This window comes from Kribbella sp. (genome assembly GCF_035655035.1).
In the GTDB taxonomy this organism is placed as follows: domain Bacteria; phylum Actinomycetota; class Actinomycetes; order Propionibacteriales; family Kribbellaceae; genus Kribbella.
The window spans coordinates 1-10,511 of sequence record NZ_DASRVN010000564.1 but is presented as its reverse complement, the minus strand read 5'-3'; the positions used below and the strand labels follow the sequence as shown (position 1 = coordinate 10,511).

Below are 10,511 nucleotides of genomic sequence, written 5' to 3'. Positions count from 1 at the left end.
CACAGGCAGCCCAACGCCACCCTTCACCCCCACCACGAACAACCCCACCCCAATCCGACACCTCACCCTACGACCGGGCCGAATTAGTGCGCCCGTGTGGAGGCAGGAGGCCCCTGCGGGCCACCATGCAGTGTCCTCCGTTGGGTGATGCGCGACAGAGGAGTGCACGGATCGCGGCAGATCCGTACGTCTAGCTGGCGTCGGAGTAGGCCAGGTGGGTGCCGCAGTGGAGGCATCGGAACAGGTAGCCTGTCAGCTCGCCGTCACGATCCATTGCGGCGATTTGCTCGTCGGCCGCGGCTGTGTCCACACTCAATTGGGCGAGGTCAGCGCGCAAGGAGGCGAGTGCATCCGGCAGGTGTCTGACGTCATCCCAGCTGACGCGCCCCAGGAACGCCGCGGCGTCTGCGCAGTGGTAGAGCCAGTGTTCCTGCTGCCAGCCGATGAAGCCGGGTGTCCGCTGCGAAATCTCCTCAAGGACAGCCTGTGGCACATCGTCAGGAACGCCCCAGCCGACGTCGGTGAACTCAGCTCGGCTGCCGTCCGGCGACCCGAGACTGACGGCGGCCGCACCGTCCGCAATGCACCGCAGACAAAGGACCTCCGGCTGACGCCCAAAGATCAGCCTCGGTCCCGCGTACCTGAGGCCCGCTGGCCGACCGCAGACGTCACACACCTCGTCTGATCGCACGGCGGATTCTGTCCCCACTGGGTCGGGGTGATAGCGAAACGTCGGGGCATCGGCCACGGCTGAAGAATCTCAGGAGACAACGCGGACGTCGACCACTCAGCGGCAGTTGAGGACGTTTCGATCAGGCATCCTGAACCCGTGACGCGACTCTTTGAGCGTTGGCGAGAACGACGACAACACGCACGGCGCCTCGCCGCCCTCGGCGACTGTGGCGCTTGCGGCCATCCCTGGGCGGAGCATCCCGGCTCGGGTAACGAATGCGACGGCATGTGTGGCGAGTGCTTCTACGAGTTCGAGCACGAGCAACGCGAGTCTCCAGCGCCTGGATGCCGACTGCTCTGCCCGCCGCTCATCTGACGCGCCGCCCTCCTCGCGCATGATCCGACCAACGTCCGACGCGCGGCATGTCCGTGCGTTGCATCCGACGTACGCGAGGAGCCCATGCCAGACTCCTGACGTGAGTTGCGAACTCCTCTTCTGGCAGCAGAACGCTTCCCAGACCATGGACCCGGAATCGATCTATCAGGACCTGATGAACGAGCGAGGATCGGTCCCGGGTCTCAACGACATACCGGTGGATGCTTTCCTGGACGCACTGGTGGCTTCCTTTCCCGGGGCTTTGCGGGAGGCCAACGGCCCCGGTGAGTGGCTCACGTGGGTCAGCCCGAGTCAACGAGCAGGACTCGAAGTCACGTGGTCCCGGCAACACCTTAGAGCCGACTGTCGTGGCATGTCTGGTGACGACATGAACCGCATCGTGAATGTAGCGATCGGGCTGGGCTGTCCGCTCTATGACCCGCAGGCGGGTGAGCGCTTCGCGTTCGACGGACACTGACCCGCACGACCTCGGCACTCGCTCATCGGCACGAGCGGAAGGCCTGTCAAGTAGCGGAGGCCATATACGCGGCGAGGATGTAGTTGGGATGGCGGTCGAGGTTGTTGCGGGCGCGGTCGTAGCGGATCGTGGTTCGCGGGTCGGCGTGGCGGGCCGCGATCTGTACATCGTGCATGTCGACGCCGGCGTCGAGCATGGTGGTGACGAAGGTGCGCCTGAGCATGTGCGGGTGCATCCGCGGCAGTCTGACCCCGGCCAGGTCGGCGAGGCGTCGCAGCCGACATGTGGCGCAGTGCCGGTCCATTCGGGTGCCGCGCGAGGTCAGCAGAATCGGTCCGGCGGTCCGGTCGTCGACGGCGCGCTCGATGGCCGTGCTACGGCTGGCGGAAGCGGTACCAGCACGACCTTGTCGCCCTTGCCATGCACGCGCAGAACCCGGTGGCGGTACTCCTCTCCGAGGTCGTCGATGTCGCTGCCGGTGGCCTCGAAGATCCGAAGCCCGAGTAGACCCAACATCGTGACCAAGGCGAAGTCACAGCGGTTGGGCGAGTGCCGTGCGGCGCTCAGCACGGCCTCGAACTGCAGGTGCGTCAACCCCAGGGTCGGGGATTCGGCCGGCACATGCGGGCGGCGTACGTACTCGGCCGGGGAGTGTTCGAGGATGCCGTCGATCACGCACGTCCGGTAGAAGCCGGTGACGACCGATATGCGTCGCGACACCGTCGATGGCCGGTGTCGGCGCACTTCTTGTAGCCAGCGGATGTAGAGCTCGACGTGTGGTCGGCCCGCCGTGAGGGGGTCCAGGCCGCGCTGCTAGCACCACACGAGGTACCCCCGCAGGTCCGACTCGGGTGGACGCGGGACTGGCCTTTGAACCGAGCCAAGTATGCGGGGACGGCTAACCGCAGCACGCCTGATGTTGCGACGACGACGCCGGAGACGACCGGTCCCGGTTGAGAGATGCGGACGTCACGCGGCGGGCTCAGCTTGGAGACGCAGGCTCGCGAGTGGTTCCCACAGCACTGGCACCCTTCGCATGATCAGGGCGTCGTCGAGTTCGGCGGTTCCTCCCGGGAAGATCCGGGCGTCGTCGAAGAACGACGAATGCGCATGAGTTACCGACGTGGGTTCAACCTTCCAGGCGGAGGTCTTCAATCCCAGCCCGTCGAACCGGTTTGGCCGGCGTGTGGCGGAGTATCCGACCGAGCCCGTCTCGAAGAAGGCTGAGGCCTCCTCAAGGCCGGCAAAGAGGCGACTGTCGCCGAGCTCGTCGGTGATGTGCACCGAGACATCGACCCAGGCGGAGCCGTCCAGAGACGTGTGAGCCACCCGAACATCTTCGTCGGTCTCGTCCGCTCGGAACCGCGCCCGGTGGTGCTCGCCGGGATAGACGCGGCCGCCGAGCACGACGTTGACCCACGAGTCGCTGTCGCGCCTAGGTATGTAGACGCCTGCCTGCGGGCTGTTCGGCGTGTCCCACTCGACCGCCACGCGATGGGCAGCGTTCTCGCTGCGCAGCCCGACCCATCGCGGCGTGTGCCCCGGACGCATCTGGCCCAGGCGAATGAGGCAGATGCCTGCAACCGCGGCGCCACCGACCAGCCGCGGTCGGAACGGATGGGGAAGCACTCGAGCAATCACCTCGGCGTCTACCCGGTAGTTCACCAGTAGCCGACGCTCGATTTGACCGCGGATCCCTGGAAGCACGTGTCTCCTCCGATCGGTGGCCTGCATTGCCCCCTCGGAATACCGACCGCCCGAGGCGCGAACCGGTCTGACAGAGATTCTCGCACTCGCGCGGACAGCGGCAGACCAGTGCGTTGAACCGCTAGCCGTTCTGCCGACCTGGTAGCGGTGCGCCGGCGAGGAAGGCCTCGTACGCTTCTCGCGCGTCATCGTCGACGAGCGGCTGTTGGTTGGAGTAGCGGCTGTCTGTGCGGTCACGCTTCGGGCCCGACATCCAGAACTCTTCTCCGGTGTCGACGTCGTAGAAGTTCGAGTCGAAGTTGGCCTTTGGGTTTCCCGTGACTCGTCGCAGGGTTCTCCCATGGACGTAGGCAGTCCGCCAGGTCCGCGTGAACCGGACGCAAGCGATCCAAGCCGGCCCACGATCGGTGGTGTACCCGGTCTTGAGCTGGAGGTACATGATCCGCTCTGGCACTCCCGAAGGGTAAGCACAAGCAGGCGGGCGCGGCTATGTTCTCGATTGGCCGCCTGCCCCTGCGACATGCAACGTTCGCACTGAGCACGGCATGTGCGGGCGTTCGCCCTAGCCGTTCGACGGCGCGACGAGGTCGAGCATGGTGTCGTCGTTATTGGCTGGCGCGATTGCCTTCACGAACCAGTCGGCCCGCGATTCACGGAGCGCGAATGCGTCCCACTCGTACTCGCCGACCACCGCTAGGCGTCCAGCCACCGTCATCCGAGACCCGGCCGGCAGGTCACGTGCCCGGCCGTCGGTTTGCACTTGGTAACGGTCAGACCCGACTGTTAGGACGAACTCTGCGCCCGCGTGCCGCCCGCCCAGTCCGGTGTCCGTGTCAAAGTCCCTCGGCTCACCCGCTCGGCCCGTCAGCCGGTACATGACCTCATGTGGGTGCCCGCCCTGGGTCTCGACGATTCCATCTAGTGAGTCGGGTGAAGCGGCCGTCACATCGCCACGCACCCGTAGACCAACACCGGTGAGCAGGGAGCCGACATGTGGCAACGGAGGCTCCCCGTCGGCGATCATCCAGTCCATTAGCCGAACCCACATAAGCCCATCATCGTGCGTATTGCGGGTCGCCCGCACATCGGCAAATCCGTACGTTGGCCGGCGCCCGAGGCGGTCGCCAGGCTTCCAGCCCGTTGCACATCAGTTGACGGATCACACCCACACCATGCAGCGAGCGCCCGACCGCTTGGCGGTCGGGCGCTCATCTCCGTTACAGCTTGTCCGTGGGGAACGGGACGCCGGTGTTGCTGTGGCAGCGGTAGCCGTTGGGGTTTTTGTGGAGGTACTGCTGGTGGTAGGCCTCGGCGTAGTAGAAGGTTGTCGCGGGGGCTATTTCGGTGGTGATGTCGTCGTAGCCGAGGGGCTTGATGACGGGGGCGTAGAGGTCGCGGGTGCGTTCGGCTTCGGCGCGCTGGGCGTCGGTGGTGTAGTAGACGGCCGAGCGGTACTGCGAGCCGAGGTCGTTCCCCTGGCGCATGCCCTGGGTCGGGTCGTGGGTTTCCCAGAAGACCTTCAGGAGGTCGGTGAAGGTGGTCTTGGTGGGGTCGTAGACGACCCGGACGGCCTCCGCGTGGCCGGTGCGGCCGGAGCAGACCTCTTCGTACGTCGGGTTCGGGGTGTAGCCCCCGGCGTACCCGACAGCAGTGGTGTAGACGCCCGGCTGCTGCCAGAAGATCTCCTCGGTGCCCCAGAAGCATCCGGTACCGAACCAGACCTCCTCGAACCCCTCGGGCGCGGCGGCGGTCTGCGGCGTGTGCAGGACGATGTTCTCGTCCGGTACGGCGAAGCCCGGCGTCGGGCGGCCCGGCAGGGCGGCCGCGGGCTCGACCATGGCGGTGTTGCGGGTGAAGAACGACATTCTCACGCCTCTCGCAGTGTGACTCTCATAGTCTCCCAACGCCCCCGGCAGGGCGAACCTTCCCCGCACCCCTTACGGCGTGATGACATCGGAAACCTTCGCGGGATGGCGTATAGCCGTTCAAAAGGTGTTCAACTTGCGCACTTCCGAGCAAGATTAGGTCCGGACCACTGCCCTCTGCCCGTCCGAGGAGGACCCCTCATGGAACCCACCCGTCGCCAGCTCCTGGCCGGTGCCGCCGCGGCCGTCGGCGCGATGGCGCTGCCCGGTGCGATCGAGCGCGCGTACGCCGTCGAGCCGAACGTGCGCACCGGCACGATCAAGGACGTCGAGCACGTCGTGATCCTGATGCAGGAGAACCGCTCGTTCGACCACTACTTCGGCACCTACCGCGGCGCCCGCGGGTTCGGCGACCCGCGCCCGTGGCTGCTCCCGAACGGCCGCACCGTCTGGCACCAGCCGCCGGCCGCCGTCAAGACCTCGCACTACCAGAACCGGGGCCTGCCCGCCGACGCCGAGTACGTGCTGCCGTGGTACCTCGACTCCACCCGCACCAGCGAGTACATCGCCGGCACCAACCACGGCTGGAGCAGCGGCCACCTGGCCTGGAACGACGGCCGGTACGACGAATGGGTCAACCAGAAGCAGGACGTGCTGACCATGACGTACCTGCACGGCCAGGACCTCAAGTACCACTGGGCCCTGGCAGGAGCGTTCACCCTCTGCGACGCGTACTTCTGCTCGGTTCACGCCGACACCGCCCCGAACCGGATCTACCTGTGGTCCGGCACCATCGACGCCACGAACACGATGGGCACCAAGCCCAATGGCCCGGGCCTCGGCGAGCGCAACGGCACCAACGGCTACACCTGGACGACGTACGCCGAACGCCTGCAGGACAAGGGCATTTCCTGGAAGGTGTACCAGGGCGGCACCGGCGTACCGGGGCAGCCGACCGACAACTACACCGACAACTCGCTCGAGTTCTTCCACAACTTCCAGCGCGCCGAGGGTGCCACTGGGCCGCTGCCGGACCAGGGCGCCAGTACGCACACGCTTTCCGAGCTGAAGCAGGAAGTCCTGACGGGCAAGCTGCCGGCCGTCAGCTGGGTGGTGCCGCCGTACAAGTACAGCGAGCACGCCTCCGCGACGCCGACCGACGGCGCGTACTACATCGACACCGTGCTCGACGCGCTGACCGCCGACCCGGAGGTGTGGGCGAAGACGGTGCTGATCATCAACTACGACGAGAACGACGGCCTGTTCGACCACGTCGTACCGCCGATGGCGCCGGTCCGGAACGCGCCTGGCACCGACGGTCTGGTGTCGGCGTCGCTGGCCGCCTCGCTCCCGCAGGAGATCCTGGACCTGGACCAGCACCCGAGCGAGGCCGGTCCGCTGGTCCCGGGCGCGGATCCGCTCGGCAAGCAGCCGATCGGCCTCGGTCCGCGGGTGCCGATGATCGTCGTCTCGCCGTGGACCAAGGGCGGCTGGGTGAACTCGGAGGTGTTCGACCACACGTCCGTACTGCGGTTCCTGGAGAAGCGGTTCGAGCTGCCCGAGCCGAACATCAGCGCCTGGCGCCGGTCCCTGTGCGGTGACCTGACGTCGGCCTTCGACTTCTCCCAGCGTGACGCGGCCGTTGTCGACGTACCGGTTCCGGCGCCGATCAACGGTGCGGGTGCGCCGTTCGCCGTGCAGACGCCGCAGAGCATGCCGCGGCAGGAGGCCGGGCAGCGCCGGGCCCGCGCGTTGCCGTACCGGTTCGACGCGACCTTGGCTGATGCCTCGGGCAACGACGTGACGCTTGCCCTGCGCAACAAGGGGAAGGCCGGGTGTTACTTCTACGTGCGGGATGCGAAACAGCCGTCGGCGGCGCCGCGCCGGTACCAGATCGCCGCAGGGGAGCAGGTCCGCGATCAGTGGAACGCGGCCGGCGGGTACGACCTCGGCGTCTGGGGAGCGAACGGGTATCTGGCCGAGTTCGCCGGTGACCACCCGGACTCGGACCTGCTGGTCGAGGTCGCCGACAACGGTTCCGGCAGCGTGACGCTGCAGCTGACCAGCCGGAACTCGCGCCGGCAGGTGCTGGTTGCCAACGGCTACGCGGGCGGCAAGCCGAAGCGGGTCACGGTACCCGCGGGCCGGACGGCCTCCGTGGAGATCGACGCCGATCGCAGCCAGGGCTGGTTCGACCTGGTCGTCACCGAGCCGGACAACCCGGCCTTCCGCCGTCGCTTCGCGGGACACCGGGAAACGGCAAGCCGAGTTACACCGATCCGCTGCTCGGACGCTGAGTCCGCGGCCGGGTGCGCCGCCCCGCGCACCCGGCCGTCAGGCGATCATCGCGCCGCGCGGAGCCGGTGTTCCGGTGGTGAGCGACGCGTACGACGCGGCCAGTCGTCGTACGCCGTCCCGCAAGGCCTCCGGCGGCACCGTGTACGGCACCCGGACGAACGACTCGAGCCCGCCGTCCGGCGAGAACCGCGAGCCCGCCACCAGCAGTACACCGTTGCGCTGGGCAACTCCGACCAGGCTCGAGCCCATCGGCTCGGGAAGCTCGCACCACAACGACAATCCGCCACCTGGCAGCCGGAACCGCCACGACGGCAACAGCTCCGAAACCGTTTCCGCAAGCGTGTTCCGCTGCCGGGCGATCGTCAGCCGGCGCTCCGGCAGCAGGTCCGCCCGCTCCCGGAGCAACTGCGCGACCACCAGTTGTTCCAGCACCGGCGCCCCGAGGTCCAGCGACGCCCGCGCGTCCAGTATCCGGGCGACCAGCGCCTCCGGCACCCGCATCCACCCGATCCGCAGCCCGCCCCAGAACGACTTGCTCACCGACCCCACCGTGATCACCCCGTCCGGGTCGTACGACGCGAACGGCGGCGGCATCTCCTGCCCGTCCAGCGCCAGCTCGAAGAGGGTCTCGTCCACAATCGCCGTCGTCCGCGACCGAGCGAACGCCCGCGCCAGCCGCTGCCGGTCCGCCGCCGGCATCAGGAAACCGGTTGGGTTCTGGAAGTCCACCACCAGCCACGCGGCCCGCGGCGCCGTCTGCCGGATGGTTGCCTCCAGCAACGGCAGGTCCCAGCCGCCGGGCGACATCGGTACCGCGACCACCCGGCAGCCGCTGCGACGGATCGCGTCCACCGAGTTCGGGTGGGTGGGGCTCTCGGTAAGGACCCGGTCGCCGATCTGCGTCATGGCCCGGACCGCGATCGACGTCGCCGCGAGCGCCCCGGCGGTGACGACGATCTGGTCGGCGGTCGTCGGCAGGCCGCGTTCGCAGTACGCCGCCGCGATCTCGGCCCGCAGTACCGGCAGGCCCTGCGGGTGGTACCCGGGCGTGGCCAGGTGCGGCGGTAGTCCCTCGGCGGCAGCCGCCACCGCCGTGAGGATTCCGGGTATGGCGGACGGGGCCGCGGCGGTGAAGTCGTACAGGCCCTCGGTGTCGATGCCCGGTGCGTGGTGCCGCGCGAGCTCGGGCTCGACCTTCGACGGCAAGGCGGTCACGCTCCCGGAGCCGCGCCGGCTGGTCAGGTACCCGCTGTCCCGCAACGAGCGGTACGCCGACGCGACCGTCGTACGGCTGACACCGAGCGCCTCGGTCAGTTCGCGCTCGCTCGGCAGCCGCGAGCCGGGCATGATCCGGCCGTCCGCGATCAGCAGCCGGAGGCGCTCGGCCAGCACACGGTACGCCGGACCGGGGCTGCCGGCCCACTCGCCGAGCAGGCCGGTCAACGTACTTGCGGGGAGATAACGGGCTTGCATGCAGTCCACTATTGCGCAAGTGGCTATCGAAGACCAGGCCACTTCCGCCGGATACTCGACGATGTGACCGCCACCTCCGCCGACGCGTCGCCGCGCCGGCTTGCCCCGATCAACCCGATCCAGCAGCTGAAAGCAGGCCACTTGCCGCGCCGGCTGGTCCAGCTGTACGTCGGCCTGGCGCTGTACGGCGCCTCGATGGGGCTGATGATCCAGGGCAACCTGGGCCTGGATCCGTGGGACGTGTTCCACTCCGGCATCACCAAGCACATCCCGCTCAGCTTCGGGACGGTGGTGATCGCGGTCAGCTTCGTCGTACTGCTCGCCTGGATCCCGCTGCGGCAATGGCCCGGGCTCGGCACGATCAGCAACGCGATCGTGATCGGCCTGGTCGCGGACCTGACCCTGGCCACGATCGACCGGCCGCACGCGCTCTGGCTGCGGATCGCGTTCATGCTGTCCGGCGTCGTACTGAACGCGCTGGCCGGCGCGCTCTACATCGGCGCGCAGTTCGGGCCCGGTGCGCGCGACGGCCTGATGACGGGTCTGGTACGCCGTACCGGCCTGAGCGTGCGGCTGGTGCGGACGACCCTCGAGCTGACAGTCCTCGCCACCGGCTTCCTCCTCGGCGGCTCGGTCGGCGTCGGTACGGTCGTCTACGCCCTCTCGATCGGCCCACTCGTGCACGTCCTGCTCCCGATCTTCACCGTCCGCCTCAAGACGCCCGGTATCTCAGCCGCCCAGTAGGCGACTGCAGGTGAGAAGGTGGTGAGGTGCAGCACGCGACCATTTCCCGCGACACCAAGACCGAGATCCGCCGCGCGACGGCGCAACTGTTCTCCGCGCAGAGGTACGACCAGACCAGCCCGCGGGAGATCGCCGAGCAGACCGGCATCACCAAGGCGTCGCCGTACCACTACTCGTCCAAAGAGGAACCGCCGCACGCGATCCTCCTGGACGCCGCGTCCGCCGTACTCAGCCAGCGGGGGACGGTACAGGCCGAGGACACCGGCGGCACGCGGTGGTTCGCCGCGGGCCGCGCGGTCAGCTCGTGAGCACGTACCGGTTCACGGCGCCGCTCTGGGTGTACCCGGGCGAGGCGGCCTGGCATTTCATCACGGTGCCGGAGGACATCAGCGACGAGATCACCGACCTGACCGAAGGCCACCGAAAGGGCTTCGGCTCAGTCCGAGTCGCGGTCACGATCGGCAACAGCACCTGGCGAACCTCAGTCTTCCCCACCAAGGACGGCACCTACGTCCTACCCGTCAAAAAGCCAATCCGCCACACAGAATCCCTGGCCGAAGGCACCCCAGTACAAACCCACCTCGAACTAGTCGACTTCTAACCCACACCCACCACACCGCCCAACGAACCGGGGGGTTTGCGCGTTTCACGCGTGTGAGGCCTGGGTCAGCGGCCGTCTTTTCCGTTCGGGGTTTTGGTCTGGGTTTGGGCATTCTGCTGAGTTCGCCGGGTGGCGTCGTCGACGCCTGCTTGGACCGCACCTGCGGTGCGCTTGTTGGACACGCTGGTGAGCGGTTGCTGACCGCTGAGCGCGTGCTGCTGCGCCATCTCCGTGTCGAGCGCCGCGGGAGAGCGATCCTTGTCCCCTCCCTGCTGCTGACCAGGCCCACCCTGCGAC

13 protein-coding genes and 1 pseudogene are annotated in these 10,511 nt (G+C 67.9%); 5 read left to right on the top strand and 9 right to left on the bottom strand.

The window, feature by feature from the left end; translation table 11 throughout:
* Positions 1–190 precede the first annotated feature (190 nt).
* Positions 191–748 (bottom strand): CbrC family protein, encoded by a 558-nt coding sequence (locus tag VFF46_RS30280; protein WP_325040643.1) that lies wholly within the window; start codon positions 746–748, stop codon positions 191–193.
* Between the two features lie 400 nt (positions 749–1,148).
* Between VFF46_RS30280 and VFF46_RS30275 the strand changes: the two genes are divergently transcribed.
* Positions 1,149–1,526: a hypothetical protein gene (locus VFF46_RS30275; protein WP_325040642.1), complete on the top strand. Its 378-nt coding sequence runs from the start codon at positions 1,149–1,151 to the stop codon at positions 1,524–1,526.
* A 46-nt stretch (positions 1,527–1,572) separates the two neighbouring features.
* On the opposite strand, the gene VFF46_RS30270 is transcribed toward VFF46_RS30275, so the two are convergent.
* The 6 genes from VFF46_RS30270 to msrA form a co-directional block, all read right to left on the bottom strand.
* Positions 1,573–1,830 (bottom strand): site-specific integrase, encoded by a 258-nt coding sequence (locus tag VFF46_RS30270; RefSeq protein WP_325040641.1) that lies wholly within the window; start codon positions 1,828–1,830, stop codon positions 1,573–1,575.
* 17 nt (positions 1,831–1,847) lie between these two features.
* On the bottom strand, positions 1,848–2,201 hold the full coding sequence (locus tag VFF46_RS30265) for a hypothetical protein (RefSeq protein WP_325040640.1): 354 nt from the start codon (positions 2,199–2,201) through the stop codon (positions 1,848–1,850).
* A 294-nt stretch (positions 2,202–2,495) separates the two neighbouring features.
* Positions 2,496–3,260 carry a DUF2071 domain-containing protein gene (locus VFF46_RS30260; RefSeq protein WP_325040639.1) on the bottom strand — a complete coding sequence of 255 codons (765 nt, stop codon included), beginning with the start codon at positions 3,258–3,260 and terminating at the stop codon, positions 2,496–2,498.
* A 94-nt stretch (positions 3,261–3,354) separates the two neighbouring features.
* A complete protein-coding gene (locus tag VFF46_RS30255; protein WP_325040638.1) occupies positions 3,355–3,687 on the bottom strand; it encodes a hypothetical protein in 333 nt (110 codons plus the stop codon).
* 108 nt (positions 3,688–3,795) lie between these two features.
* Positions 3,796–3,942, bottom strand: coding sequence for a hypothetical protein (locus VFF46_RS30250; RefSeq protein WP_325040637.1), 147 nt, complete (start codon positions 3,940–3,942; stop codon positions 3,796–3,798).
* Positions 3,943–4,450: 508 nt separating this feature from the next.
* Positions 4,451–5,098, bottom strand: coding sequence for a peptide-methionine (S)-S-oxide reductase MsrA (gene msrA, locus VFF46_RS30245; RefSeq protein WP_325040645.1), 648 nt, complete (start codon positions 5,096–5,098; stop codon positions 4,451–4,453).
* 105 nt (positions 5,099–5,203) lie between these two features.
* On the opposite strand from msrA, the pseudogene VFF46_RS30240 reads away from it, so the two are divergent.
* Positions 5,204–7,303: pseudogene (locus VFF46_RS30240) on the top strand (phosphocholine-specific phospholipase C); the annotation flags it as partial.
* Positions 7,304–7,432: 129 nt separating this feature from the next.
* Here the strand turns inward: VFF46_RS30240 and VFF46_RS30235 are convergent.
* Entirely contained in the window at positions 7,433–8,743 is a 1,311-nt protein-coding gene (locus VFF46_RS30235; protein ID WP_325040644.1) for a PLP-dependent aminotransferase family protein, read from the bottom strand.
* Positions 8,744–8,932: 189 nt separating this feature from the next.
* On the opposite strand from VFF46_RS30235, the gene VFF46_RS30230 reads away from it, so the two are divergent.
* From VFF46_RS30230 to VFF46_RS30220, 3 genes are read left to right on the top strand one after another with little or no spacing between them, the layout of a single operon-like run.
* Positions 8,933–9,613 carry a hypothetical protein gene (locus tag VFF46_RS30230; protein ID WP_325040636.1) on the top strand — a complete coding sequence of 227 codons (681 nt, stop codon included), beginning with the start codon at positions 8,933–8,935 and terminating at the stop codon, positions 9,611–9,613.
* Positions 9,614–9,639: 26 nt separating this feature from the next.
* Complete coding sequence (locus VFF46_RS30225) at positions 9,640–9,921, top strand: helix-turn-helix domain-containing protein (protein WP_325040635.1); 282 nt, start codon at positions 9,640–9,642, stop codon at positions 9,919–9,921.
* Positions 9,918–10,214, top strand: a complete 297-nt coding sequence (locus VFF46_RS30220) for a DUF1905 domain-containing protein (protein ID WP_325040634.1) — start codon at positions 9,918–9,920, stop codon at positions 10,212–10,214. Before VFF46_RS30225 ends, VFF46_RS30220 begins: the two co-directional genes overlap by 4 nt.
* Positions 10,215–10,279: 65 nt before the next feature.
* Here VFF46_RS30220 and VFF46_RS30215 read toward each other — a convergent pair.
* Positions 10,280–10,511, bottom strand: a 232-nt coding sequence (locus tag VFF46_RS30215) for a hypothetical protein (protein ID WP_325040633.1), incomplete at its 5' end; no start/stop codon positions are given.